The sequence below is a fragment of the Enterobacter genomosp. O genome, assembly GCF_001022965.1.
Taxonomy (GTDB): domain Bacteria; phylum Pseudomonadota; class Gammaproteobacteria; order Enterobacterales; family Enterobacteriaceae; genus Enterobacter; species Enterobacter cloacae_L.
This window is the reverse complement of the sequence record NZ_LECZ01000021.1, coordinates 68,927-92,674: the sequence shown is the minus strand read 5'-3', so window position 1 is coordinate 92,674 and position 23,748 is coordinate 68,927. Positions and strand designations below refer to the sequence as shown.

The 23,748-nt window shown below is 56.0% G+C and carries 26 protein-coding genes; 11 read left to right on the top strand and 15 right to left on the bottom strand.

What is annotated here, in order from left to right:
- A complete protein-coding gene (gene acpT, locus ABR39_RS02925; protein WP_047345704.1) occupies positions 1-618 on the top strand; it encodes a 4'-phosphopantetheinyl transferase AcpT in 618 nt (205 codons plus the stop codon).
- On the opposite strand, the gene arnF is transcribed toward acpT, so the two are convergent.
- The 8 genes from arnF to ABR39_RS02885 all read right to left on the bottom strand — a co-directional run bounded on the left by arnF (position 566) and on the right by ABR39_RS02885 (position 8,771).
- Positions 566-955, bottom strand: a complete 390-nt coding sequence (gene arnF, locus ABR39_RS02920; protein WP_047345703.1) for a 4-amino-4-deoxy-L-arabinose-phosphoundecaprenol flippase subunit ArnF — start codon at positions 953-955, stop codon at positions 566-568. The genes acpT and arnF overlap by 53 nt on opposite strands.
- On the bottom strand, positions 952-1,287 hold the full coding sequence (arnE, locus tag ABR39_RS02915; RefSeq protein ID WP_047345702.1) for a 4-amino-4-deoxy-L-arabinose-phosphoundecaprenol flippase subunit ArnE: 336 nt from the start codon (positions 1,285-1,287) through the stop codon (positions 952-954). Before arnE ends, arnF begins: the two co-directional genes overlap by 4 nt.
- The gene (gene arnT / locus ABR39_RS02910; protein WP_047345701.1) at positions 1,287-2,942 is read right to left on the bottom strand and encodes a lipid IV(A) 4-amino-4-deoxy-L-arabinosyltransferase; all 1,656 of its coding nucleotides are present in this window, start codon (positions 2,940-2,942) and stop codon (positions 1,287-1,289) included. Before arnT ends, arnE begins: the two co-directional genes overlap by 1 nt.
- Complete coding sequence (gene arnD, locus ABR39_RS02905; RefSeq protein ID WP_047345700.1) at positions 2,939-3,841, bottom strand: 4-deoxy-4-formamido-L-arabinose-phosphoundecaprenol deformylase; 903 nt, start codon at positions 3,839-3,841, stop codon at positions 2,939-2,941. Before arnD ends, arnT begins: the two co-directional genes overlap by 4 nt.
- Positions 3,838-5,820: a bifunctional UDP-4-amino-4-deoxy-L-arabinose formyltransferase/UDP-glucuronic acid oxidase ArnA gene (arnA, locus tag ABR39_RS02900; protein ID WP_047345699.1), complete on the bottom strand. Its 1,983-nt coding sequence runs from the start codon at positions 5,818-5,820 to the stop codon at positions 3,838-3,840. The genes arnD and arnA overlap by 4 nt, the downstream gene beginning before the upstream one ends.
- Positions 5,817-6,800, bottom strand: coding sequence for an undecaprenyl-phosphate 4-deoxy-4-formamido-L-arabinose transferase (gene arnC, locus ABR39_RS02895; RefSeq protein WP_047345698.1), 984 nt, complete (start codon positions 6,798-6,800; stop codon positions 5,817-5,819). The genes arnA and arnC overlap by 4 nt, the downstream gene beginning before the upstream one ends.
- A 1-nt stretch (position 6,801) precedes the next feature.
- Positions 6,802-7,941: a UDP-4-amino-4-deoxy-L-arabinose aminotransferase gene (gene arnB, locus ABR39_RS02890; RefSeq protein ID WP_047345697.1), complete on the bottom strand. Its 1,140-nt coding sequence runs from the start codon at positions 7,939-7,941 to the stop codon at positions 6,802-6,804.
- A gap of 323 nt (positions 7,942-8,264) precedes the next feature.
- Entirely contained in the window at positions 8,265-8,771 is a 507-nt protein-coding gene (locus tag ABR39_RS02885; protein ID WP_047345696.1) for a phenolic acid decarboxylase, read from the bottom strand.
- A gap of 99 nt (positions 8,772-8,870) precedes the next feature.
- Here ABR39_RS02885 and ABR39_RS02880 point away from each other — a divergent pair, with 99 nt between their 5' ends.
- Together ABR39_RS02880 and ABR39_RS02875 are read left to right on the top strand one after the other, a co-directional pair.
- Positions 8,871-9,752, top strand: a complete 882-nt coding sequence (locus ABR39_RS02880) for a LysR family transcriptional regulator (RefSeq protein WP_047345695.1) — start codon at positions 8,871-8,873, stop codon at positions 9,750-9,752.
- Positions 9,753-9,784: 32 nt separating this feature from the next.
- A complete protein-coding gene (locus ABR39_RS02875) occupies positions 9,785-10,579 on the top strand; it encodes an SDR family NAD(P)-dependent oxidoreductase (RefSeq protein ID WP_047345694.1) in 795 nt (264 codons plus the stop codon).
- A gap of 4 nt (positions 10,580-10,583) precedes the next feature.
- Here ABR39_RS02875 and ABR39_RS02870 read toward each other — a convergent pair whose 3' ends face one another.
- A complete protein-coding gene (locus ABR39_RS02870; protein WP_047345693.1) occupies positions 10,584-11,111 on the bottom strand; it encodes an NlpC/P60 family protein in 528 nt (175 codons plus the stop codon).
- A gap of 239 nt (positions 11,112-11,350) precedes the next feature.
- Here ABR39_RS02870 and ABR39_RS02865 point away from each other — a divergent pair, with 239 nt between their 5' ends.
- Positions 11,351-12,013 carry an HAD family hydrolase gene (locus ABR39_RS02865; RefSeq protein WP_082132617.1) on the top strand — a complete coding sequence of 221 codons (663 nt, stop codon included), beginning with the start codon at positions 11,351-11,353 and terminating at the stop codon, positions 12,011-12,013.
- A 60-nt stretch (positions 12,014-12,073) separates the two neighbouring features.
- Here ABR39_RS02865 and ABR39_RS02860 read toward each other — a convergent pair whose 3' ends face one another.
- The gene (locus ABR39_RS02860) at positions 12,074-13,099 is read right to left on the bottom strand and encodes a TerC/Alx family metal homeostasis membrane protein (RefSeq protein WP_047345692.1); all 1,026 of its coding nucleotides are present in this window, start codon (positions 13,097-13,099) and stop codon (positions 12,074-12,076) included.
- A gap of 169 nt (positions 13,100-13,268) precedes the next feature.
- Positions 13,269-13,667, bottom strand: a complete 399-nt coding sequence (locus ABR39_RS02855; RefSeq protein ID WP_047345691.1) for a potassium channel family protein — start codon at positions 13,665-13,667, stop codon at positions 13,269-13,271.
- Positions 13,668-13,986: 319 nt separating this feature from the next.
- Here ABR39_RS02855 and ABR39_RS02850 point away from each other — a divergent pair, with 319 nt between their 5' ends.
- Positions 13,987-15,321: an MFS transporter gene (locus ABR39_RS02850; protein WP_047345690.1), complete on the top strand. Its 1,335-nt coding sequence runs from the start codon at positions 13,987-13,989 to the stop codon at positions 15,319-15,321.
- Between the two features lie 37 nt (positions 15,322-15,358).
- Here the strand turns inward: ABR39_RS02850 and ABR39_RS02845 are convergent, their stop codons facing one another.
- Positions 15,359-16,096 (bottom strand): IclR family transcriptional regulator, encoded by a 738-nt coding sequence (locus ABR39_RS02845; protein WP_047345689.1) that lies wholly within the window; start codon positions 16,094-16,096, stop codon positions 15,359-15,361.
- A gap of 169 nt (positions 16,097-16,265) precedes the next feature.
- Here ABR39_RS02845 and ABR39_RS02840 point away from each other — a divergent pair, with 169 nt between their 5' ends.
- Positions 16,266-16,958: an RraA family protein gene (locus ABR39_RS02840; RefSeq protein WP_047345688.1), complete on the top strand. Its 693-nt coding sequence runs from the start codon at positions 16,266-16,268 to the stop codon at positions 16,956-16,958.
- Positions 16,958-17,896 carry an NAD(P)-dependent oxidoreductase gene (locus ABR39_RS02835; RefSeq protein WP_047345687.1) on the top strand — a complete coding sequence of 313 codons (939 nt, stop codon included), beginning with the start codon at positions 16,958-16,960 and terminating at the stop codon, positions 17,894-17,896. The genes ABR39_RS02840 and ABR39_RS02835 overlap by 1 nt, the downstream gene beginning before the upstream one ends.
- 32 nt (positions 17,897-17,928) lie before the next feature.
- Here the strand turns inward: ABR39_RS02835 and ABR39_RS02830 are convergent, their stop codons facing one another.
- On the bottom strand, positions 17,929-19,125 hold the full coding sequence (locus ABR39_RS02830; protein ID WP_047345781.1) for an NAD(P)/FAD-dependent oxidoreductase: 1,197 nt from the start codon (positions 19,123-19,125) through the stop codon (positions 17,929-17,931).
- Positions 19,126-19,353: 228 nt separating this feature from the next.
- Between ABR39_RS02830 and pitA the strand changes: the two genes are divergently transcribed.
- The 3 genes from pitA to ABR39_RS02815 all read left to right on the top strand — a co-directional run bounded on the left by pitA (position 19,354) and on the right by ABR39_RS02815 (position 21,802).
- A complete protein-coding gene (pitA, locus tag ABR39_RS02825) occupies positions 19,354-20,853 on the top strand; it encodes an inorganic phosphate transporter PitA (protein WP_047345686.1) in 1,500 nt (499 codons plus the stop codon).
- A 174-nt stretch (positions 20,854-21,027) separates the two neighbouring features.
- A complete protein-coding gene (locus tag ABR39_RS02820) occupies positions 21,028-21,417 on the top strand; it encodes a polymorphic toxin type 44 domain-containing protein (RefSeq protein ID WP_029740249.1) in 390 nt (129 codons plus the stop codon).
- Positions 21,395-21,802 carry a hypothetical protein gene (locus tag ABR39_RS02815; RefSeq protein ID WP_047345685.1) on the top strand — a complete coding sequence of 136 codons (408 nt, stop codon included), beginning with the start codon at positions 21,395-21,397 and terminating at the stop codon, positions 21,800-21,802. Before ABR39_RS02820 ends, ABR39_RS02815 begins: the two co-directional genes overlap by 23 nt.
- Before the next feature lie 43 nt (positions 21,803-21,845).
- Here ABR39_RS02815 and uspB read toward each other — a convergent pair whose 3' ends face one another.
- Positions 21,846-22,181: a universal stress protein UspB gene (uspB, locus tag ABR39_RS02810; RefSeq protein WP_003861224.1), complete on the bottom strand. Its 336-nt coding sequence runs from the start codon at positions 22,179-22,181 to the stop codon at positions 21,846-21,848.
- Between the two features lie 283 nt (positions 22,182-22,464).
- On the opposite strand from uspB, the gene uspA reads away from it, so the two are divergent.
- Positions 22,465-22,902 (top strand): universal stress protein UspA, encoded by a 438-nt coding sequence (gene uspA / locus ABR39_RS02805; RefSeq protein ID WP_003861223.1) that lies wholly within the window; start codon positions 22,465-22,467, stop codon positions 22,900-22,902.
- A gap of 86 nt (positions 22,903-22,988) precedes the next feature.
- Here the strand turns inward: uspA and rsmJ are convergent, their stop codons facing one another.
- Positions 22,989-23,741 (bottom strand): 16S rRNA (guanine(1516)-N(2))-methyltransferase RsmJ, encoded by a 753-nt coding sequence (gene rsmJ, locus ABR39_RS02800; RefSeq protein ID WP_047345684.1) that lies wholly within the window; start codon positions 23,739-23,741, stop codon positions 22,989-22,991.
- Between the last annotated feature and the right edge of the window lie 7 nt (positions 23,742-23,748).

The following is a 23,748-nucleotide window of genomic DNA, read 5'->3' as shown; positions in this document are numbered from 1 at the left end:
ATGTACCAGTTTGTACTGGGAAAAATCTCCACCCTTTGCGCGGACCCGCTGGCGTCAACGCTCGCAGACAGAGCACCTCAGGGTGCCCGACGTGCCTCCTGGCTGGCGGGCAGGACGCTGCTCGCCAGAACGTTATCCCCTCTCCCGCTCCCCGACATCATCTACGGCGAGCAAGGAAAACCGGCCTTTGCGAAGGGGGATCCGCTGTGGTTTAACCTGAGCCACAGCGGTGACGATATCGCCTTACTGATGAGCGATGAAGGCGAAGTCGGTTGCGATATTGAAGTGATTCGTCCCCGGCAAAACTGGCAGGCGCTGGCGAATGCCGTTTTCAGCATGACAGAGCACGATGAGCTGGAGCGAGCCGCCCCGGAGGAACAGCTTTCCGCGTTCTGGCGTATCTGGACACGGAAAGAAGCGATTGTGAAGCAGCGTGGCGGCAGTGCCTGGCAGATTGTCAGCATTGACAGCACGGCGCAGACACACGCGGTCAGCCAGTTACAGGTAGGCTCGCTGAGCCTGGCCGTCTGTACGTCGACCCCTTATACCCTGACCACCGAGTCAATTATTCACTTTGGGACGTTCGGGGCAGAAAAATCACCAGCACACCCAGAATAATAAACCCGACGCCTACCAGCCCGTGCCAGGAGAAGCGCTCCCCCCAGCCTGGCAGCAGGATCGCGGCGCCCCACACCAGAATATAGCTGAGGCTCAGCAGGGCGTACGCTTTGCTGAGCGCCATTCGATGCAGCGCCAGATACCAGCAGCCCATCGAGGCCACATACCCCATCAACCCCAGCAGCAGCGCCCCGGTGCCGGACGAGAAGTGCCACAGTGCAGAGATAAACGCCAGGATATCGTTTACGGGCGGCAGTGCCTGCATGGCGCTTCGCAGCAGCAGCTGCGCGGCGCTGACTAACAGCACGCTGCATAACGCCCAGAACGCTCCTTTCACAGGCTCCCTCCCAGCACAATAATCCCAATGATGATGAACCCAACCCCCAGCCAGTGGTGCGGCGCGACGTTCTCACGCCAGAATGCCTTCGCCGCCAGCGTCACCCAGACAAAATTGAGGCTCAGCATAGGGTAGGCTATGCCAACGGGCAGGCGTTGCAGCACCACCAGCCAGACCAGCATCCCGCTGCCCAGCGCCAGCAGTGCGAGTCCAAGCCACAGCGCGATATGCGCGCCACGCCGCCCGGCTTTCGCCGGACGGGTGGCTTGCTTCTGGCACAGTTGCCCCGCGCAGCTCAGCAGGCTTGCCAGTATCAGCCAAATCCAGGTCATCACTTCGGCAGATACTGCAGGTAGGCCAGACGACCCTGGATATACAGGCTGTCCGGTTCAGGCAGATTCGCCCGCGAAAGGTCATCGCGTTTTGACAGCAGGATAACCAGCGATACGCGTCCCTGCTGACGATGCTCCGCCAGCCACTGCGCGAAGTCATCTTTACCGACAAAACGATCTTTCACATCGGGATAATCCAGCCCGTAGCGCAGTTCGCCACTCTGACCAAACAGCGTGATGTCATTACGCTTCAGCTCCCACGCCAGGCCAGCGGCCAGGCCAACGTTATTGGCCAGCACAAATCGGCTGTCCTGAAGCGGCTCGCGCACGGTATCGACCAGCGACTGCGGCTGTTTGGAATCCACCACCAGGTTAGGAATGGCAAAGCCAATCAGCAACGCCAGGCCCGCAGGACACAAGGCAGCCAGCCACCAGCGCTGCTGGCTCTGCCTGAACGTAAACCAGCCCACCGCGGCCCAGATGAGGAACGCCACCACCGCACAGAAGACTTTATACAGTTCCACCGACGTCCAGACCGGGTGCTTAGACAGTCCCCACGGCGAGACCACCAGCGCCGCTATCACGCCGATGACGCCAAACGCCAGGTTAATCCCGCCGTTAATGCGCAACGCTCTGGCGCCTTTTTCCGCCGCGAGGCAGGCATAGCGCGCCATCAGGATAGCCAGCGGGGCAAAGCACGGCAGGATATAGGTCGGCAGCTTGCCTTTGGCGATGCTGAAGAACAGCAGCGGCATCACCACCCATCCCAGCAGGTAGAACCCGCCACCGGCGTTTTGCCTGTCATTCCAGCCGAGACGAAACGCGCCGGGCAGCAGCGCCAGCCACGGCAGGCTGCCCGCAATCAGGAACGGCAGGTAATACCAGAACGGTGCTTTATGCTGCGCGTCGCTCTGGGCAAAACGCTGAATATGCTCAACCCAGAAGAAGTAACGCCAGAAGTCAGGCTCACGCTGCGCAATGGCCAGCGCCCACGGCAGGACAATCAGCACGCAGCTCAGGATCGCGAGCCAGCCAAATATCAGCACCTCTTTCCAGCGCTTCTGGGCAATCACCCACGGCAGCACGCCAATCACCGGTACCGCCAGTGCCAGGAAGCCTTTGGTCATCACCCCCATCCCGCACGCCAGCCCAAGCAGCACATAGCCACCCGCTTTTCCGGCAACGGTTTGGGCCTGTGAGGCCAGCCAGAAGCTGCACATCGCCGCCACCAGCCACAGGGTGATGATGGGATCCAGCACCGCATAGGTCCCAATGCCATACACCAGGAACAGGGTCAGGAAGATAAGGCCGGAGAAAATGGCCGTCCGCTTATCCCGCCAGAGACGCCAGGCCATCCAGATAACCAGCAGCGCCGTTAACCCGGTCGAGAATATGGACCCGGCGCGCACGGCAAGGTTCGTATGCCCAAACAGGAGTTGCCCGATACTGTTGATCCAGTAGCCGGCAATCGGTTTTTCAAAGTAACGCAGCCCCATAAAATGCGGGACCACCCAGTCTCCGGACGCCAGCATTTCGCGACTGATTTCCGCATAGCGCGTTTCATCAGGCTGCCACAGCAGGCGAATATCGACAGGAATAAGGTAGTAAACGATAAACAGTGCGAGAAGCGCTAAGCCATAACGGGCTGTTTTCATGGGGCCGAACTCACGGTTTGTTGATAGCCAAGCCAGCCTTCCCGGCCAGCCAGTTCATTACGTACCACCTTGCCCACGGGCAGGGTGCTGAGGTCGTCTGGCAGCAGCTCGCTCAACGGACAGAATTCAATACCCTCCTGAGCGGCCATCGTCAGCAGCGCATCAAAATCGTGCTGATACGCAATTCCTTCCACCTCTGCATGGATGGTATAGACCGGCGTACCGGCGTCACGATGGATGCAGTCCAGAATATAGCGATTGAAACCCTCAGCGTTCACCTCGCGCCCGACGACTTCATCCCAGGTAGGAAGCGTGACAGGAATTTGCACCGTACCGTAGCGATTGTCTCCTAAAAGCGGCAAAAAGGGTCCGGTTCCGCGGCAATCGCTGTTGTAGCGAAACGCGAACGCTTCTTTGGCTTTCACGACGCGTTGATCCGCACGCCATCCTGCCACGGCGGAGCAGCGCACGGGCTGGCCGGTAATGGCCTCCAGCTCAAGCATCCCGCGCTCGACCTCACGGGACAGGCGCGGGATGTCCCAGACGCCAGCCCAGGCCTGCCAGGCATGGTGATCCCAGGCATGCAGGCCAATCTCATGGTGCTGCGCCGCCTCACGGATAACGGCCTCATTACCCGCGCCGATGCGCCTGCCGGGCCATGCGGTGCCGGCCAGCAAAATATCCCAGCCGTAGAGGGATGCTGCGCGCGAGCGCAGCATTTTGAACAGAAACGCCGGTTTAACCAGACGCCATAAATGGCGTCCCATGTTGTCAGGCCCCACGCTGAAGAAAATGCTGGAACGCACACCGTGCTTGCTCAGCAGTTCCAGCAGTTTGGGTACGCCGTCACGCGTTCCCCTGAAGGTATCGACATCAATGCGTAAACCGACTTTTCTCATGAGGCCTGATCCGAGAGCTCCACGGTGCGCAGGAAGAAATCGAGCGTTTCATCAATGGTCTGCTCCATCTTCACCGTCGGCGTCCAGTTCAGGCAGCGCTTCGCATTGCGAATGCTTGGCTTACGGTGCTCAACGTCCTGATACCCTTTGCCGTAGTAGCTGCTGCTTTCCACTTCGCGGAAACCGGCAAACGGCGGGAACTTATCGCGCAGCGGATGGCGCTCAAAGCTGGCCAGCAGCATCTCTGCCAGCTCGCGAATGCTCGCTTCGTTTTCCGGGTTACCGATGTTGATGATTTCACCGTTGCAGCGGTTATCTTTGTTTTCGATGATGCGGAACAGGGCTTCGATACCATCGCTGATATCCGTAAAGCAGCGTTTCTGTTTACCGCCTTCGATAAGCTTAATAGGTGAGCCTTCTACCAGGTTCAGGATCAGCTGGGTGATTGCGCGGGAGCTACCGATACGCGCCGCGTTCAGGTTATCCAGACGTGGCCCCATCCAGTTGAACGGACGGAACAGGGTAAAGCGCAGCCCTTCTTTCTCGCCGTAGGCCCAAATCACGCGGTCCAGCAGCTGTTTGGAGACCGAGTAAATCCAGCGCTGTTTGTTGATCGGCCCGACCACCAGGTTGGAGGTGTCTTCATCGAAGTTTTTATCGGTACACATGCCGTACACTTCAGAGGTGGACGGGAAGATGATGCGCTTGTCGTATTTCACGCAGTCGCGGATGATCTTCAGGTTCTCTTCGAAGTCCAGCTCGAACACGCGCAGCGGGTTGCGGGTGTACTCGATTGGCGTCGCAATGGCGACCAGCGGCAGCACCACGTCACATTTTTTAATGTGGTACTCGATCCACTCTGAGTGGATGCTGATGTCCCCTTCCACGAAGTGGAAACGCGGGTTGTCGAGGAAACGGCTGATGGCATCCGCGCCGATATCCAGACCATAGATTTCATAGTTATCGTCTTTAAGCAGGCGTTCGGTCAGGTGGTTACCGATAAAGCCGTTCACGCCGAGGATCAGCACGCGGGTGCGGCGTTTGATGGCAACCACCGGCGCGCTGGTGATCAATGCCCCGGCCACCAGACCCAGAGACTGTGCCAGCTGGGTACCCTGAACGTACAGGCCGTTGTCGGTTTGCCCGGTGACGATCTCCAGCGCCTGCTCGCCGCAGCTCACAATCAGCGGAGAGACAGAGACGACGGTGCCCGGTTTAGCGGTCGGGATGTCATCACGCACGCGAGATTTCCAGACGATAAACTTGCTAACGCCCGCAAAGCTGTACGCGCCCGGCCACGGATCGGTCACGGCACGCACCAGGTTGTGCAGCTGGCGAGCCGGCTTGTTCCAGTCCAGACGGCCATCTTCCGGCGTGCGGCGGCCAAAGCAGCTTGCCTTGCTCTCATCCTGCGCGGCTTCGCTGAAGGTGCCGCTGAGGATGGAGGGAAGCGCATCACGCAGCAGCGTCTGCGCCGTCGCATTCAGCTTTTGATGCAGCTGCAGCGCGGTTTCGTCTGCCTCAATAGCGACCTTCTGCTGTGCCACGATAGCGCCCGCATCCGCGCGGCGCACCATGCGGTGCAACGTCACGCCCGTTTCCGCTTCACCGTTTACCAGCACCCAGTTCAGCGGGGCGCGGCCACGGTAGGCAGGCAGCAGAGAGCCATGAAGATTAAAGGCCCCTTTTGCGGCCAGACCTAAGATCTCGTCGGAAAGCAGGTTGCGATAGTAGAACGAGAAGATCACATCCGGCGCGAGCGCGCGGATGCGCTCCACCCACAGCGGGTGGTTGACGTCGTCCGGCGCATAAACCGGAATCCCGCGCTCGGCGGCGATACGCGCCACGGAGCCGAAAAAGTTATTTTCTCCGGCCGTGTCCGGATGGGTAAAGATTGCAGCAATATCATAGCCCGCTTCCAGCAGGGCCAGCGTGCCCGTGCACCCCATATCGTGATACGCAAATACGACAGCTTTCATGGGTGAATTTCCTCTTGAGATGCTTTGTGTTCCTGACGGACAACACGTTGAATAAAGTAGCGCGGACGCGCGCGAACATCGTTATAAATTCGGCCTATGTATTCACCGAGGAGCCCCATCCCGACAAACTGGGCGCCGATGAACATAAACAGCACGGCAAACAGCATAAAGACCCCTTCCGCCGCCCACTGCGGGCCAAAGACCAGTCGCAGCACGACCAGCAGGACGGACAGCGCAAACCCGGCCACGGCGATGATGCTGCCGAAAACGCTCAGCAGACGCAGCGGCGTGGTGGTCAGGCAGGTGATGAGGTCGTACATCAGGTTGATGAGACGCATAAAGCTGTACTTCGACTCCCCGTGCTCGCGCTCGGCGTGCAGAACCGGAATTTCCGTTGCCTTACGGGCAAAGGTGTTGGCGAGGATCGGAATAAAGGTGCTGCGTTCATGGCAGTGAAGCATGGCGTCGATAATATGGCGGCGGTAGGCGCGCAGCATGCAGCCGTAATCGCCCATCGCTTTACCGGTTGTACGCTGGATGAGTCGGTTGATGGTCCGCGAAGCCAGCTTACGGAACAGACTGTCCTGACGGTTTTGACGCACCGTGCCGACCACGTCGTAGCCTTCATCGGCTTTGGCAACCAGGCGCGGGATCTCTTCCGGCGGGTTTTGCAGGTCAGCGTCCAGGGTGATGACCAGATCGCCCGTGACGTGGCTAAAGCCCGCCATAATCGCCGAGTGTTGGCCGTAGTTACGGTTGAGCAGCACGGCAACAATATGGCTGCCTTCGGCCTGTGCGGCTTCGGTCAGCATCAGCGCAGAATCATCGCTGCTGCCGTCATCCACCAGCAGAATTTCGTAGGCCTTGCCCATCGTGTCGCAGGCGGCCGTAGTACGACGGATCAGTTCGGGCAGGCTCTCCTGCTCGTTATAAACCGGGATGACCACGGAAACTTTTTGTACGGGCGGTGCACTGAACATATCAATGTCCTGCAAGCTGATGGAGTGCGGTAATGACGCGGGTTGTGTCGTCATGAGTCATGTCCGGGAAAAGAGGGAGAGAACAAATACGCGCGCTATTCCATTCAGAATTCGGGAGCGATACATCAGGAAAACGCTCGCGGTAGTATTTTTGCGTGTGGGCCGCGCGGAAATGGAGGCCGGTGCCGATGCCTTTCTCTTTCAGGGCCGCCATCAGGCTGTCGCGGGAAATCCCACAACGAGCTTCATCCACGCGAATAATAAACAGGTGCCAGGCGTGAACGTGCGGCCATGACGGAATAGTCAGCGGCTGGAACGGCGTATCGGCAAGCTCACGCAGGTAGCGTTCAGCAATGTCCTGGCGGCGCTTGTTGGCCTCTTTCAGCTTGCCCAGCTGCACCAGCGCCAGCGCGGCATTGATATCCGCCAGGTTGTATTTATAGCCCGGCGCGATCACTTCCGCCTGCGGCGCACGACCGTGCGTCTGGCGGTCATAGGCATCCACGCCCAGACCGTGGAATTTCAGACTGCGGATCCGCGCAGCAAGCTCGGCATTATCCGTGACGACCAAGCCGCCTTCTGCGCAGGTCATATTTTTGATGGCGTGGAAGGAGAAAATCGCCGTCCCTTTCCAGCCCACATGACGGTTCTTGTAATACGTTCCGGCGGCATGAGCCGCATCTTCAATTACCGGAATGCCGTGACGTTCCCCGATGGCATGGATAGCGTCAATTTCACACGGCGCGCCGGCGTAATGAACGGGAATAATGGCTTTGGTACGTGGAGTAATAGCAGCTTCAACGGCTTGTGGCGTCACCATCAACGTATCTTTATCCACATCAATCATGACCGGCGTTGCGCCCAGCAAAACGATCATATTTAGCGTGGAGACCCAGGTTTGTGAGGGAGTAATGACTTCATCGCCCGGGCCAATATCCAGCGCCATCAGCGTGACGTGCATTCCCGCGGTGGCTGAACAGACGGCAATCGCGTGTTGATTCCCGGTAAGTTGACAGAATGCCTCTTCAAGTTCCTGATTCTTAGGCCCTGTGGTGATCCAGCCCGACATCAAAACGTCCTGAATGGCCGCAATTTCCTCAGCGCCCATCGACGGTCGCGAAAAAGGCAGAAAATCACTCATTATTAATTTCCTTGCAATAAAAATGGCACGTTTTTGATATTAACCAAATGCCAGCCCGTTTATTTCAACGAACCATAAACTCGTCTCAAAGTAGCTTTCTTTTCTTAGGAAAAAATTAAGACAACATTTACAACGTTATAAAACAACTAGCAGATAGTTTAAAAACAACAAGTTAAATAAATATGAAATTTTTTTAATGTGATCGTCAGCAACATTTTGAAATGAATTGATTTAAACCAACCATAAACAAACAAAAAAAATCCCGGCTATTCCAAAATAGTATGGAATAGCCGGGAACTTTTCTTTTTAGTTAATTGTCGCGCTTATTTTAAGTTATCTGGAAAGTTTTTTGGTAACTCGCTGGCCGCACAGGCGATGACGCTTTCATTATTTGCACCGCAGTCGCGTACAAAGGTGATTGTAGCAAATTCATCAATCACTTCCGTTGGATACGCAGGGCCTGCATCGCGATAGCTGTTCATCAGCGGAATGTGATCGTTCTGGAAGCACACGGTTTTTTCCGGGTTGTTCATGACCCAACGCGGGAAGAAGATGGTGCCGTGGAACAGTTTGTCGCCCAGGTTCACGATCAGGCTGACGTCGGTACCGGTTGGCTCGGTCCAGGAAATTTTATAGATGCTCTCACCCACGCGAACCATATACACCCGCTGATCTTTTACCCAACGATTCCCCACCAGCCCGCTGTGGATACGGTAGTCGATGGTGTTTTCGTTTTTGATATAAATCTCGTAGTTCCAGCCGTTATCGTAGGTATAAACAAGGTGTTTACCAATAAAGCCGCTTAAGTCGTGTTTGTCGAAGGTGTTCATAAAATGTCTCCTTTGTTTTGATGAGACGATCGTACCCCTTCAAAAAATGAATGAATAACGCTATGTTTTAATCAAATTCATCCAAATTTTAGATAGATTATGCATAAGACGACCCTTGAACAATGGTCTTTACTGGCGAAAGTAGTGGAGGCGGGCAGCTTCGCCAAAGCCGCGGAAGAGACCCACCGCAGCCAGTCCTCGGTCAGCTATAACCTGTCGCTGCTGCAGGAGCGGCTCGGCGTGGCGCTGCTGGTACCGGAGGGGCGACGAGCAGTATTAACGCCCGCCGGGGAGCTCCTTCTCAACCAGGTTAAACCGCTGCTGAAGGCGTTTTCATACGTCGAGACGCGCGCCGGGACCCTTCGCAACGGGATGCGCACCCGACTGGATCTGGTGGTAGACACGGTTTTCCCGCGTCGACGCCTGTTCGCCATTCTGCGTCAGTTCCAGCAGCGGTATCCGCAAACCCAGGTGCGTCTCACCGAAGTGCTGGAAACGTCCCGCGCCGATGCCATCAATGACGAAGCCGACGTAATGGTCTTAACCCGCCGCCAGGACGTGACCGGCCTCGGCGAATGGCTGATGAATATCGACTTTGTTGCCGTGGCGCATCACCAGCATCCCCTCTTTCAGCTCGACGCGCCGCTTAACGACGACATGCTGCGCCCGTGGCCGCTCATCCAGATTGCGGACAACCAGACCGCCGCGCGCGCGGCCGGCGAGTCGTGGACGTTTTCCACCATCGATGCCGCCATTGAAGCCGTCGTCTCTCAGGTCGGGTATGGCTGGCTGCCGGAGGAACGCATCCAGACCCTGCTGGATCAAGGCGTGCTGAAGCGGCTGCCGCTGAGCCACGGTGCGCGCAGGGCAACGCCGCTTCACCTCATCGTTAAGCGCTCCCTCGCCCCGCTGGATGAGCAGGTTGAGGCGCTGTTGCGGCTTTTTAGCCAGGAGCCCTCATCCTCACCTGCTACGCTTTAAGGTCCGAGCGTTAAAACGATAAGGAGCAGATGATGAAAATCGACTTTGCGGGAAAAGTGGCGCTGGTAACCGCCTCAACCGGCGGGATCGGCTTCGCCATTGCCAGAGGTCTGGCAGAGAGCGGTGCGGAAGTGATCGTCAATGGCCGCAGCACGGAATCGGTGAATAAGGGCATTCAACAGCTCCAGCAGGTGGTGCCCGGCGTGCAGGTGCGTGCCGCGATTGCCGATCTCGGTACGGCCGAAGGGGTCGAATCACTTCTGAAGGTCGCGAATAACGTCGATATCCTGGTCAACAACGCCGGGATTTACGGCCCGCAGGATTTCTATGCCACCGACGATGAAACCTGGGAACGTTACTGGCAGACCAACGTCATGTCCGGCGTGCGCCTCTCCCGCGCCCTGCTGCCGGGCATGGTGCAGAAAGGCTGGGGACGCGTGGTGTTTATCTCCTCCGAGTCGGCCTGCAATATCCCGGCGGATATGATCCACTACGGCGTGACCAAAACGGCGCAGCTCTCGCTGGCGCGCGGGCTGGCGAAGTTCGTGGCGGGAAGCGGGGTGACGGTCAACAGCGTATTGCCGGGGCCAACGATGTCTGACGGTTTCGCGGAAATGATGAAGGATGAAATCGAAAAAACCGGCAAATCGCTGGAGCAGCTGGCGAAAGAGTTTGTGATGGCCAACCGCCCCAGCTCGGTTATCCAGCGCGCGGCTACGGTTGAAGAGGTGGCCAATATGGTGATTTATGTCTGTTCAACCCAGGCCTCCGCCACCTCGGGCGCGGCGTTGCGCGTCGATGGCGGCGTCGTGGATGACATCATCTGATCCGTCAGGCTGCAGCGCCTGCTATGCGGCGGGCGGTGATGAAGCGTTCCTGCCAGTAGCTGTCAGTCAGGGTTGAAACCGTTACGCCCTGGCTGCTTGAGGCATGAATAAACTGGCTATCACCAATATACACGCCGACGTGCTTGCGGTTCGGACCGGTCTGGAAGAAGACCAGGTCTCCGGGCCTCAGGCGGTATTGTGCCACCTGCACACCGCGATGGATCTGCTCGCTCGTCGTGCGCGGTAAATCAAGGTGCGCCGCATCGCTGAACAGATGCTGCATGAGGGCGGAGCAGTCCACCCCACGTTGCGTGGTTCCGCCCCACTGGTACTGGGTTCCCTTCCATTTCTGGTATTGGTCAAGAATTCGGGAGCGTAGCGGACCCGTTTCCTGGTGCACCAGCGCAGACTTCGCCGGGGATACCGCCAGCTCGCTGTTCATCGATAGCATCGACGCAGGCAGTTGAAAACTTAATGCAGAGAACGAAGCAAAACTTAACGTGAGGATTGAAATAAGCGATCTGAACGTCATATCAAAAGAGAGTCTGTGAGTGAATTTATCCTTACCTGTGAGGGACAATGGCCCCTCTAAATATCTTGCGATGTGGCGATAATATAGACAGTTCATTTCTTCACCAATCTTTATCGGGACCAAAAATGGACTCACGTTGAGATCGCAAGATCGAGAAAAAAATGGTTGTGATGTAAGGACTGTCCAGGTAAAGCAGGTAAACTGATCCACAGAATGTGTATTTCAGCTAAGACGTATTTATGACCAACATGATTGCCGACGAGACGGTGGCGAAATCCAACGTGCTCTCTGTCTTTGACTTTGACGGGACATTAACCCACCACGACAGCTTTATCCCTTTCCTGCGTTTTGCCTTTGGTAAACGTTACTTCGCGGGTCGTCTGGTGCGTATGGCGCTGCCCACGCTCCACTGCGTGCGTCGCAAGCTGACGCGCGATGAGCTGAAGGAAGTGCTGATTAAAACGTTCCTGACGGGCGTGGATGAACACTGGCTACGCCAGCAGGCAGAGGCGTTTTGCGAAAAATACTGGGGCAAACTGATGCGTCCGGAGGGCGTGATGGCCGTCGCCGCAGAGGTGAATTCCGGTGCGGAAGTGACCATCTGCTCCGCGTCGCCTGCGCTGGTGCTCCAGCCGTGGGCCGACAAGCTGGGCATTAAGCTGATTGGCACGCAGCTGGAAGTGAAAGACGGCAAGCTGACGGGGCGCATTACGGGCAATAACTGCCGCTGCGCCCAGAAAGTGGCAAGACTGGAAAAGGTGTATGGCGATCTGAACGCCTATCACCTGCGCGCCTGGGGTGACACCCGCGGCGACCACGAACTGCTGGCAGCCGCGCAGGATCCACACTGGCGGCATTTCCATCACCCGCGCAAGCGCCGGAATTCGCCGATTAAGGGTTAGGTGCGCTCTGGTGCCCTCACCCCAACCCTCTCCCACAGGGAGAGGGAGAAAAGCGATGCATCAGGCAGTACGTTTCCCCGGGAACATCACGCTCGCAATAATCCCCAGCGCCAGCACGCCGAGCACGACAAACAGGCTTGCCGTGGCGCCAATGTTATAACCGTGATGCCAGAAGTGATCGGTGGCATTTAATCCCAGCTTGAACGCCACGAAGAACAGCAGCAGTACGACGGCTTTTTCGAGGTGCACCAGATACTGCTTCAGCGCTTCCAGAACGAAGTAGAGCGTACGCAGGCCGAGAATGGCGAACATCATGGCGCTGTAGATAATCAGCGGCTCGCGGCTCACGGCAATAATGGCCGGCACGGAGTCAAACGCGAACATCACATCAGAGAGCTCGACGACGGCCACGCAAAGCAGCAGCGGCGTGGCATAGCGCTTCGCCTTCTTAACGCGTCCCACCGTCACGTCCTGGTTTTCCGGTTTTTCGAGCTCCGCATCCACCTCTTTCTGCGTCAGAATAAAGGCATTGCTGCTGATTTTCGGCCAGACAGGATAGAAGCGCTTCACCAGGCGATAAGCGAGATGACCCGAGTAGTCTTCCACTTCGTCACTCTCTTCATTGCGTTTGAGCATCATCACCGCCGTCCAGCCGACGACCAGCGCGAAGATCACTTCTACGTAAGGCCCCAGACTCAACAGGCTTGTCCCAATCGCCACAAAGATGCCGCGGAACACTATCGCACCCAGCACCCCCCAGTAGAGCACGCGGTGGCGATACTTATCCGGCACGCCGAACCATGCAAAAATCGCCATCATCACAAACAGGTTATCGACGGAAAGCACCTCTTCCAGCGCGTAGCCGGTGAGGAACAGGCTCGCCATCTCTGCGCCGTGGTGAACATACAGGAACCCGGCGAACGCCATCGCCATCATGACCCAAAAGAGGGACCACATCGCGGCGCTTTTCAGCGAGATCGGTTTATCATGACGATGCATAAAGAGGTCGATAAACATCGCCCCAACGGCCATCACGACAAAGACAACAACGGTTTCAGTCGGGAAACCGAGATGAGCAGCAGACATACAAAACCCTTTTGGCAGACAAAACACAACACCATGCAAACTGGCGTAAACCAGGAACAGAAAAGGGTGGGCTGTTAATCAGCCTTTTCACCCTCAAAGCCGCAGCCCTGTCGGCTGCGTAAAGAGGAGTGTACTTTACCTTACCAGGCGGGGATCGCGCATCTGCCGTTTAGGCGCTCATGCCACGCAAACGCTGCAGCACCGCCACCAGAACCGCCACAGACCAGCCAACCATCAACGCGCCCACCAGCCCTTCCACCCCGCCGATAAGCCGCCAGTGCTGGGGTAACGTGACATCGCCGTATCCCACCGTGGCGTAACTGACCAGCGAAAAGTAGAAACTGGTGTTCCAGTCCTTAAACGCGTCAATGACAAAATAAAACGCAGCAAACAGCCCCGCCTCAAGGAGATGGGCGAAGATCATGGAGATAACGATGCCGACATTACGTAAAACAATACGAACCGCAGAATCGACTTCTAACGTAATGAATTTCAACACCCCGAACATCCACAGCGAATGAATCACCACGGTAAGGGTTAGCAAAATAATAATACTGAGTAGCTGCATGACGCGTGCTCTGACCAAAAGGGATATGGCCCCGCGAACGCGGCGGGGCACCTGGTCGAAGCTTAGTTGAGTGGAGAGGAAAAGTTGGTGCAATAATTGCGTTGCGTGATTATTCACTTAATAGGGTGTCCTGTTTGCGTGGCTGGGCAACAGCTGTAAGCAATATATCCGGAGCGCACTATCTGTGAGTCACCTCTTATTTACATCATTTAAACCTTCCATTAACTGGATAAAAATAACGCGCCGTCGCTATAGTGGTTTTGTTTAATAAAACACAGTTGTACCTGATAAAACCAAGAACAAACCCTGCGAGGACACAATGACAGAACATTTACGTAACGGCGCTACCGCCACCGAGGACATAGAAAGAGAGACAATGCGGAAGGTGATCTGGCGTATTCTCCCGTTTCTGATTGTCAGTTACCTGGTCTCCATTATCGATCGCGGGAATATCGGCATGGCTTCGCTGCAGATGAATGAGGATCTCGGCCTCAGCAAAGCGGCGTTTGGTTTCGCCAGTAGCCTCTATTTCGTGGCCTACTTTCTGTTTGAGGTACCGAGCAACCTGGCGATGCAGAAAGTGGGCGCCCGGCTGTGGATACCGCGCATTATGATCAGCTGGGGCATTGTGTCCATGTGTATGTCACTAGTACAGAACACCACCTCGCTCTATATCGTACGTTTTTTGCTGGGTGCCGCAGAGGCGGGATTCTTCCCGGGCGTCGTGCTGTATCTGACCTGGTGGATCCCGTCGCGCTATCGCGCACGCATTATTGCCTCATTCATGGTCGCGATCCCGCTGGCCAACTTTATTGGCTCTCCGCTGTCTGGCGTAATTCTGTCACTGGATGGCTGGCTGGGCCTGCGCGGCTGGCACCTCCTGTTTATCATTGAAGGCTTGCCGGCTGTGCTGCTGGGTATTGCCGCATGGTTTATTCTCCGCGACCGCCCTCATCAGGCAAACTGGCTCAGCGGCGAGCAGAAACACTGGCTGGAAACGACGCTCGAGAGTGAACGTCAGCAGCATAAAAGTATCGGCCACCAGACGACATGGCAGCTGCTGAAGCATCGTCAAATCTGGCTGATGGCGCTGATTTACGCGGGTGCATCTTCAGCGGGTACAACGATCAGCGTTTGGTCTCCTCAGCTGCTCAAAACGTTCCATCTCAATAATCTGGAGACAGGTCTGTTTAACGCCATCCCCTACGGCCTGGCCTCTGTCCTCATGATTGTCTGGGGACGGAGTTCTGACCGGACCAACGAACGCCGCTGGCATACCGCGCTGACGCTTTTCATGATTGCTGCGGGCGTAATTGCCGCGTTCGTGAGTGTATCGCTGTTCGCCACGATTGTGATCCTCAGTATCATTCTGATCGGGGCTTATTCAATGAAGGGACCGTTCTGGGCGTTGGCATCGGGCTGGATGAGCAGCACCTCAGCCGCCGCTGGCCTCGCCGCGATTGGGGCCATCGCCAACCTTATTGGCGGCGCGGTGATGGTCAATGCTTACGGCATTATTAATGAGCATACGGGCAGCAGTACCCTGGCCATGCTTCCTCTGGCCGGGCTGTGCGTAGCGGGTGGGATCGCGGTGCTGGTGATGGGGCGTCAGGCGCGCAACGCAGGACTCCATAAAAAGCAGGTTACGAACTAGTCAAAACCAGAGCGGGACGCCTGTCCCGCTTTGCTCGTCAGGCGTTCTCTTCCGCTGTATCGCTCGTTTCACCATAAAACTGCGAGCAAAAGGCTTTACTCGCCCCCATTTTCTGCGACAGACGGCTGGCAGTCGCCTTCATCAACTGGCCTATCTCCTTCTCACGACGATCTTCAGTCAGCCGTGAGATGGGACCGGTCAGGGCTAATGCCGCAACCAGCTTGTCGTGAACGCCGAAGACAGGCATCGCAAACGCAGCGGTGTGGGGATCGCGTGCGCCTGACGTGTAGAGAGGGAGTTCAGCTTCTCCCTCCGGCAGGCTCTCATTGAGCCCCCAATGGCGCAATACCTTACTGATGGCCGAATTATCGAGCGGGAACTGGCTGCCGGGAAGATTACTGTGTCGCAGGCCATGTGATGCTTCAGCGCGAAACAGGCAAAGGCGCTGCCCTCCCTCCAGCACATACCAGCTGGCGCTCTCCTGAGAAGCCAGAGATAAGGCCTGAAGTTCTGGCTGAACCACCCTGGAAAGATGGAAAGATTGTTCATACAGCTTGCCGAGGTAAAGCAGACGTGGACCAAGCGCATAATTGCCGTCTTCATGCCTGACGACATAGTTCATCCGTTCAAGAGAATTCATCAAGCGGTATACCGTGGTTTTGTGATAACCCGATAGCTGTGCCAGCGCGGTCAGCGTCAAGCTCTCATCTCCAGGACGGAAGCAATCCAGTAAAGCCAGCGCTTTTTCAACCGCTACAACGCCTTCATTCCCCATCATTATCTCCTTGTTAGCCCGGCAGTGAGTGTACCTCAAATTTTGTGAGTCACTTCGTGTTTACATCACAAACGCCACCTCGGGTCTGGCTAAAAGGAAAGCAACACCGCTATAGTTGTTTTGTATAGTACACCTGCATTGTACACAGTAAAACAATATGGAGGCATGCATGTCCATTTCTGAAAAAAACCCGATTAACCGTCAGTTCGAACGCGTTTCTGCCGAGGATGTTCGCCAGGCTGCCGAGTATCAGGCCGCCATTCTGGCCGACGTGGCCGGTCGCCGCGGTACGCTTCATGGTCGCATCAAACCACTGGCCCCACACATGTCCGTTGCGGGTCCGGCCATCACCGTTGAAGTCCGTCCAGGTGATAATCTGGCGATTCATGCTGCGATGGCGGTGGCGCAACCCGGTGATGTCCTGGTAGTCGATGGCAAAGGTGACCTGAGCTGCGCGCTGCTTGGAGAAATCATGGCCACTCAGGCTCAGGCGAGCGGCATTGCGGGCATCATTATTGACGGCGCTGTGCGTGATGCCGATACCCTCAGCAAAGGTCACTACCCCGTCTTTTCTGCCGGTCTGAACCCCTGCGGCCCGACAAAGTTAATTTCTGGCCGGGTGAATCATCCCATTTCAGTCGCCGGGGCGACGGTTCAGGCCGGGGATCTGGTTGTAGCGGATATCGACGGCGTGGTAGTGATCCCGCGCGATGAGGTTCAGGAGGTTATCGCTCTGGCAAAAGGAAAGCTGGAGATGGAGACCCGGCGTCTTGCCGCCATCCGTGAAGGCGATTTACGCCCACACTGGCTTGATGACGCGCTTCGTAAGGCAGGTATGTTAGCTGACGGGGAGACGCTGTGATGGGAGGCAAAGACGTAGTTCTGGTTACCGGAAGCGATCTGGCAGAGCAGGCCATGGTGATGTTGCAAGGCTTTGAGGTGGTGTTTGCGGGCCGTCAGCCCACAGAAGATGAACTGATCGCTCTGTGTAAACGACACAATCCTGTAGCAATTCTGGTGCGTTACGGCAAGATCACGGCGAAGGTCATGGATGCCGCCCCGGCTCTGAAGGTTATCTCCAAGCACGGAAGTGGGATCGATGTGATAGACCAGGCGGCAGCAGCCAAACGCCACATCGCCGTCCGTTCTGCGCCAGGCGCAAACGCGGCGGCCGTGGCTGAACATACCTGGGCGCTGATCCTCGCCTGCGCAAAGTCCGTGGTGCCTCTGGACAAGCGGCTGCGAGACGGGCACTGGGATAAGGCGACGCATAAATCCATTGAACTGGAGGGCTTAACGTTAGGGCTGATCGGATTGGGTGCCATCGGTTCGCGCGTGGCGAATATTGGTCACGCCTTCGGCATGAAGGTGCTGGCTTACGATCCCTATGCTAAGTCCATGCCTGCCCAATGCGAACGAGCAGAAACGCTGACAGGACTTCTTTCCCGTTCAGATGTCATCTCTTTGCACTGTCCGCTGACCGATGAGAACCGAGGGATGATCAATAGCCAGATGCTCGCACACTGCAGGCGAAACGCAATCCTGGTGAATACGGCACGCGGTGGACTGATCCATAATGAATCGTTACTGGCGGCGCTCAGGGATGGCACGCTGCACAGCGCTGCACTGGACAGTTTTACCCACGAGCCGCTGACGGCGCCGCACCTCTGGCAATCCCTGGAAAATGTGGTTATTTCACCGCATATTGGCGGCGTCACCGCAGCGTCATATATTAAAATGGGGACCGTGGCCGCGAGCAATATTCTGGCCGTGACTGACGTAACGACCGTCAGCCCATAAATCCAACCGTGATGAGTGGCAGCGAGCTTATGTCACTTGTCTTCTGCCAGCGCCTGTGCGCAGGCCCAGGCGCTTGCCCATGCCCACTGGAAGTTGTACCCGCCGAGCCAGCCGGTAACGTCCATCACTTCGCCAATAAAATAGAGCCCCGGCACGTTGCGGGCTTCCATGGTGCGGGAAGAGAGTTCATTCGTATCCACCCCACCCAGCGTCACTTCCGCCGTGCGGTAGCCTTCGGTGCCGTTTGGCTGCACGCGCCAGTTTGTCAGCGTCTCGACCAGCGTCTCCTGCTCGCGGCTGTTAAGCTGCTTGAGCGACACATCCGGGATCTGCCCCAGCGCCTGCAAACATTCCACCAGACGTTTCGGCAGCTGCATTGCCAGCGTGTTTTTCAGGCTTTGATTAGGGTGCGCCGCGCGCTGCTCGTTGAGAAACGCGTCCAGATCGCAATCGGGGAGCAGGTTAACCGTGACAAACTCCCCCGGCTGCCAGTAGCTGGAAATTTGCAGCACCGCCGGACCGGAGAGGCCGCGATGGGTAAAGAGCAGGTTTTCGCGGAACACCGTGCCGTCTTCGGCGGTAATGACTGACGGAACAGACACTCCGGAAAGCGTCTGGAGCTGTTCGAGCAGCGGTTTGTGCAGCGTAAATGGCACCAGTCCGGCGCGGGTCGGCAGAACCTTCAGGCCAAACTGTTCGGCAATCTTATAGCCGAACGGAGAAGCGCCCAGCCCCGGCATGGAAAGACCGCCGCTGGCGATCACCAGGTTATCGGCACTGACGCTTTCACCGTTGAGCTGCAGCGTGTAACCCTGTTCATCACGGGCAACCTCCAGCACCTCCGTGCGCAGGCGCATCACCACACCGCCCTTTTCGCACTCGGCCACCAGCATATCGACAATCTGCTGCGCGGAGTCGTCGCAGAACAGCTGGCCAAGCGTCTTCTCATGCCACGCGATGCCGTGCTTACCGACAAGATCGATAAAATCCCACTGGGTGTAACGCGCCAGCGCTGATTTGCAAAAATGACGGTTCTGGCTCAGATAGGCCGCGGGCTCAACATACAGGTTAGTAAAGTTGCAGCGCCCGCCGCCGGACATCAGGATCTTGCGGCCTGGCTTTTTACCGTTATCCAGCAACAGCACGCGACGACCCGCCTGTCCGGCCATCGCCGCACAAAACATACCCGCCGCACCGGCGCCAATTACCACGGCATCAAACCTTTCCACGTCAAAATCCTCTTTGTTAACTGCCGCGGATTGTAAAGTTTCCTCTGTGGTCACACCAGCGTAAAAAGATATTACAAAGCCATTCCATTGAAATTTAAAGAATAACCTTTCAGGCACTTTTCCCAAATCAGGTGGTATGTCAAAAAAAGTCTATATTTCACTTTGCCCGCCGTGCATTTGTCCTGGATAATGCGCCGCGTTCATGTCCTCAAAATGGCGTAACGTCCTATGCTACATTTGTTTGCCGGCCTGGATTTACATACCGGGCTTTTATTATTGCTTGCTCTGGTTTTTGTACTGTTTTACGAAGCGATCAACGGCTTCCACGACACTGCAAACGCAGTAGCAACGGTTATTTACACCCGCGCAATGCGATCGCAACTTGCGGTTGTTATGGCGGCGGTATTTAACTTTTTTGGTGTCCTCCTGGGCGGACTGAGCGTTGCGTATGCCATTGTGCATATGTTGCCAACGGATCTGCTGCTTAACGTTAGTTCTGGCCATGGCCTCGCTATGGTGTTCTCAATGCTGCTTGCTGCAATTATCTGGAACCTCGGTACCTGGTATTTCGGCCTGCCTGCATCCAGTTCTCACACTCTCATCGGCGCGATTATTGGTATCGGGTTAACAAACGCCCTGATGACCGGTACATCGGTTGTTGATGCGTTAAATATCCCGAAAGTACTGGGGATCTTTGCCTCACTCATCGTCTCCCCTATTGTGGGTCTGGTGGTGGCTGGCGGGCTGATCTTCATCCTGCGTCGTTACTGGAGCAACACCAAAAAACGCTCCCGTATTCACCTGACGCCAGCAGAGCGTGAAAAGAAAGACGGCAAGAAAAAGCCGCCATTCTGGACGCGTATTGCTCTGATCATTTCCGCTATCGGCGTGGCTTTCTCACACGGCGCGAATGATGGTCAGAAAGGCATTGGTCTGGTGATGCTGGTACTGATTGGCGTCGCACCGGCAGGATTCGTGGTCAACATGAATGCCTCTGGCTACGAAATCACCCGTACCCGTGATGCGGTGAACAACGTCGAAACCTACTTCCAGCAGCATCCCGAACTGCTGAAGAAGGCGACCGGCGTTGACCAGTTAATCCCTTCTCCGGAAGCGGGTGCCACGACTGCGCCAGGCGAGTTCCACTGCCATCCGGCAAACGCGATTAACGCGCTGGAACGTGCGAAAGGCATGCTGGGCAATATCGAAAGCTATGACAAACTGTCCGTTGAGCAGCGTGGCCAGCTGCGTCGCATTATGCTGTGCATCTCTGATGTGACGGATAAAGTGGCGAAACTGCCTGACGTAAATGCTGACGACCAGCGTCTCCTGAAGAAACTGAAAGGCGATATGCTCAACACCATTGAGTACGCGCCAATCTGGATCATCATGGCCGTCGCGCTGGCGCTGGGTATCGGTACGATGATTGGCTGGCGTCGCGTGGCGACCACCATCGGCGAGAAGATCGGTAAGAAAGGCATGACCTATGCGCAGGGTATGTCCGCGCAGATGACGGCGGCGGTGTCTATCGGTCTGGCAAGCTATACCGGTATGCCGGTCTCAACGACCCACGTACTCTCCTCGTCCGTGGCAGGTACCATGATTGTTGACGGTGGCGGCCTGCAGCGCAAAACCGTGACCAACATTCTGATGGCCTGGGTGTTCACCCTTCCGGCATCGATTCTGCTGTCTGGCGGTTTGTACTGGATCTCGCTGAAGCTGATCTAACCGGCTGAGTGCGACAAAAAAGCGGGTCAGGAAACTGACCCGCTTTTTTATGGCTGCTATTTGCCATGAAGTGTTTGATAACATGAGGATTTTCTGAACATTTTTTGTTCAATTTTAAGACGCAGAAAAAACTATCATGGCGGACAGAAGAAAAATCCAGACAAAGGAGAATGTATGGCTTCTGTCCCTATCTCAGGACCGGGTTCAATCGTTATAGCGAATAATATGCGTGAGGCACGCCTTAACGGAATGTCACGCAATATGGCCACGCCCTCAACGTATTATTGGTTCTACCAAAAAGTCCGAAATGGTGGTCCCTGGGATTATAAAAAATTCGACCCTTATTTTGCTGCATTTGGTAACTTCAACTTCGGAGCCGCAGGTACTGCGGCAGGGATCCCTGCAAACATCCTTCTTATGGGAGCAGGCTGGGCTCAAGGTCGGGCAGGTACCTCAAAACCGGAATGGGGAAAATGGTACGAAAAGCCGCCTTACGGAGACGACCCAACGGACCAGCGCAACATCAGAGAAGGAATAGAGTATGCCATTCAAAACGGCTATTAAATGGATTCATCGCCTTGTTACCGTTTCGCTTCTGGTTCTGGTCATTGGATTTCTCTGGTTAAACCATCGGCCCAATCAGCGAGATAGCGATGAGCTACAGCGCGTTTATAAATTATCCGATAGCGTCTGGCTCTATATGACCGTGAACAATCAGGGTGGCACAACCGTACCACCAATCTACCGTTACTATCTCTCGGGGGCGCTTGCAGGGAAAGACACTGATATTATCCATCAGCTTGCTATGAAGTATCCGGTCATCGAAGGTACTGGCACGATAACCTCAGCCAGTATTGATACAGGCGGGGAAGTGAACATTGCCTATAGCGGGAAGGTTATTTCTATCGAGAACAATATCTCCAGTCTCCGGTTCTCAGTTAAGCCCTGAGCCAGATGAAAGAAGGCGGGGCTTTCCCCGCCTGCTGTGATACTCAGTGCCAAATCATCAATGCAATCATACTGACCACGACCAGCCCGCACAGTGCGCTGGTCAAAATGAACTGACGACGCAGGCGCTCGCAACGACGGATAAACTCTTCATCGTGATGATCGCGGTAGCGCTGGTAGTAGATGTATCCCACCAGGCGCATCTGTTTGCTGGGCTGTCCATGCGAGGTGAAGAAACCTCCACCGTCCACATACTGATAAAGCAACGGATCGCAACCACGAAGTACCACTAACAGCGCACGTAACGATGAGAAGTAGCGCGCCATATTCACTATGCAAACTACGCATAACGCCCAAAACAATGCGACGGTGCTAATCATACATCCTCCCCGGCGTCCGCCCACGAAGCAAGGCTCCTGAGCTACCGCACCCCAATGCCCTGACAGACAGTTCAGTGAAAGAATGACCAAAAGTCGATCCGGTTCGCGTTTTAATATCCGAACGGCTCATTAAATAGTGTAGGAGATCCGTTAATTTTTTTGCCACAAGGTTAATCGTTATCAACACCAAAGCTTGAAAAATATGTTTAACTGGGCCGTAATGAATGTATCAGACGACGGCATTCGCATTTAGTCATCGATAACTTAAGGAAGGAGTAACACTATGGCTTACAAACACATTCTCATCGCGGTAGACCTCTCTCCGGAGAGCAAAGTGCTGGTTGATAAAGCGGTATCTATGGCACGCCCCTACAACGCGAAAGTTTCGCTGATCCACGTTGATGTGAATTACTCCGACCTCTATACCGGTCTGATTGACGTGAATCTTGGCGATATGCAGAAACGCATCTCCGAAGAGACGCACCACGCCCTGAGCGAGCTGTCCACCAACGCGGGTTACCCTATCACCGAAACCCTGAGCGGCAGCGGTGACCTGGGTCAGGTACTGGTTGATGCGATCAAGAAATACGATATGGACCTGGTGGTTTGCGGTCACCATCAGGACTTCTGGAGCAAGCTGATGTCTTCAGCGCGCCAGCTGATTAATACCGTTCACGTGGATATGCTGATTGTTCCACTGCGTGATGAAGAAGACGAATAAGTGCATTAAATTCCCCTCTCCCTCAGGGAGAGGGGGATAGATCGAGGACGTAGGCCGGGTAAGGCGAAGCCGCCACCCGGCTTTTTTTATTCCGGTGTACCCGAATAAATATCAAACCGGTGCCCTTTGGTGGTCACCGCATTGGTCGTGGCAACGTCCGCCAGCGGCGGCGCATAGTCAGGACGCTTCACCACCACCCGCTTTGTCGCGAGCTGACGAGCCGGCTCGAGCAGGCCGTCTGCATCTAAATCCGGCCCCACCAGCGACTGAAACACCCGCATCTCTTTTTTCACCAGCGCGCTTTTCTGCTTATGCGGGAACATCGGGTCGAGATAAACAACCTGCGGGCGCGGAGTGATATCGGTCAGCGCCGTCAGGCTGGACGCGTGGATCAGCTGCAATCTCTCCTGCAACCACGGGCCGATTTCCGGGTCCGCGTAGCCACGGGTCAGGCCATCATCCAACAGTGCAGCCACCACCGGGTTGCGCTCCAGCATCCGCACGCGGCAGCCGACAGACGCCAGCACAAACGCATCGCGCCCCAGCCCCGCCGTGGCATCGACCACGTCCGGAAGATAGCTCCCTTTGATGCCGACCGCTTTGGCTACAGCCTCACCGCGACCGCCGCCGAACTTGCGCCGGTGCGCCATCGCACCGCCGGCAAAATCGACAAAAATCCCGCCGAGCTTCGGTTCGTCGCGCTTGCGTAATTCGAGATGCGCTGTAGTCATCACCAGCGCCATCGGGTTTTCGTCATCGTGCTCCAGCCCCCAGCGGGCCGCCAGAACAGATAAGGCGCCGTCTCCGGCGCCTGTTTCATCTACTAAGCAGATCTTCACGTAACAA

What these genes read in the sequence shown, in the direction of transcription:
- acpT (WP_047345704.1), top strand. Translation starts at nt 1, where the DNA reads ATGTACCAGTTTGTACTGGGAAAAATCTCCACCCTTTGCGCGGACCCG.
- arnE (WP_047345702.1), bottom strand. Translation starts at nt 1,287, where the DNA reads ATGACCTGGATTTGGCTGATACTGGCAAGCCTGCTGAGCTGCGCGGGG.
- arnT (WP_047345701.1), bottom strand. Translation starts at nt 2,942, where the DNA reads ATGAAAACAGCCCGTTATGGCTTAGCGCTTCTCGCACTGTTTATCGTT.
- arnD (WP_047345700.1), bottom strand. Translation starts at nt 3,841, where the DNA reads ATGAGAAAAGTCGGTTTACGCATTGATGTCGATACCTTCAGGGGAACG.
- arnA (WP_047345699.1), bottom strand. Translation starts at nt 5,820, where the DNA reads ATGAAAGCTGTCGTATTTGCGTATCACGATATGGGGTGCACGGGCACG.
- arnC (WP_047345698.1), bottom strand. Translation starts at nt 6,800, where the DNA reads ATGTTCAGTGCACCGCCCGTACAAAAAGTTTCCGTGGTCATCCCGGTT.
- arnB (WP_047345697.1), bottom strand. Translation starts at nt 7,941, where the DNA reads ATGAGTGATTTTCTGCCTTTTTCGCGACCGTCGATGGGCGCTGAGGAA.
- ABR39_RS02885 (WP_047345696.1), bottom strand. Translation starts at nt 8,771, where the DNA reads ATGAACACCTTCGACAAACACGACTTAAGCGGCTTTATTGGTAAACAC.
- ABR39_RS02880 (WP_047345695.1), top strand. Translation starts at nt 8,871, where the DNA reads ATGCATAAGACGACCCTTGAACAATGGTCTTTACTGGCGAAAGTAGTG.
- ABR39_RS02875 (WP_047345694.1), top strand. Translation starts at nt 9,785, where the DNA reads ATGAAAATCGACTTTGCGGGAAAAGTGGCGCTGGTAACCGCCTCAACC.
- ABR39_RS02870 (WP_047345693.1), bottom strand. Translation starts at nt 11,111, where the DNA reads ATGACGTTCAGATCGCTTATTTCAATCCTCACGTTAAGTTTTGCTTCG.
- ABR39_RS02865 (WP_082132617.1), top strand. Translation starts at nt 11,351, where the DNA reads ATGACCAACATGATTGCCGACGAGACGGTGGCGAAATCCAACGTGCTC.
- ABR39_RS02860 (WP_047345692.1), bottom strand. Translation starts at nt 13,099, where the DNA reads ATGTCTGCTGCTCATCTCGGTTTCCCGACTGAAACCGTTGTTGTCTTT.
- ABR39_RS02855 (WP_047345691.1), bottom strand. Translation starts at nt 13,667, where the DNA reads ATGCAGCTACTCAGTATTATTATTTTGCTAACCCTTACCGTGGTGATT.
- ABR39_RS02850 (WP_047345690.1), top strand. Translation starts at nt 13,987, where the DNA reads ATGACAGAACATTTACGTAACGGCGCTACCGCCACCGAGGACATAGAA.
- ABR39_RS02845 (WP_047345689.1), bottom strand. Translation starts at nt 16,096, where the DNA reads ATGGGGAATGAAGGCGTTGTAGCGGTTGAAAAAGCGCTGGCTTTACTG.
- ABR39_RS02840 (WP_047345688.1), top strand. Translation starts at nt 16,266, where the DNA reads ATGTCCATTTCTGAAAAAAACCCGATTAACCGTCAGTTCGAACGCGTT.
- ABR39_RS02835 (WP_047345687.1), top strand. Translation starts at nt 16,958, where the DNA reads ATGGGAGGCAAAGACGTAGTTCTGGTTACCGGAAGCGATCTGGCAGAG.
- pitA (WP_047345686.1), top strand. Translation starts at nt 19,354, where the DNA reads ATGCTACATTTGTTTGCCGGCCTGGATTTACATACCGGGCTTTTATTA.
- ABR39_RS02820 (WP_029740249.1), top strand. Translation starts at nt 21,028, where the DNA reads ATGGCTTCTGTCCCTATCTCAGGACCGGGTTCAATCGTTATAGCGAAT.
- ABR39_RS02815 (WP_047345685.1), top strand. Translation starts at nt 21,395, where the DNA reads ATGCCATTCAAAACGGCTATTAAATGGATTCATCGCCTTGTTACCGTT.
- uspB (WP_003861224.1), bottom strand. Translation starts at nt 22,181, where the DNA reads ATGATTAGCACCGTCGCATTGTTTTGGGCGTTATGCGTAGTTTGCATA.
- uspA (WP_003861223.1), top strand. Translation starts at nt 22,465, where the DNA reads ATGGCTTACAAACACATTCTCATCGCGGTAGACCTCTCTCCGGAGAGC.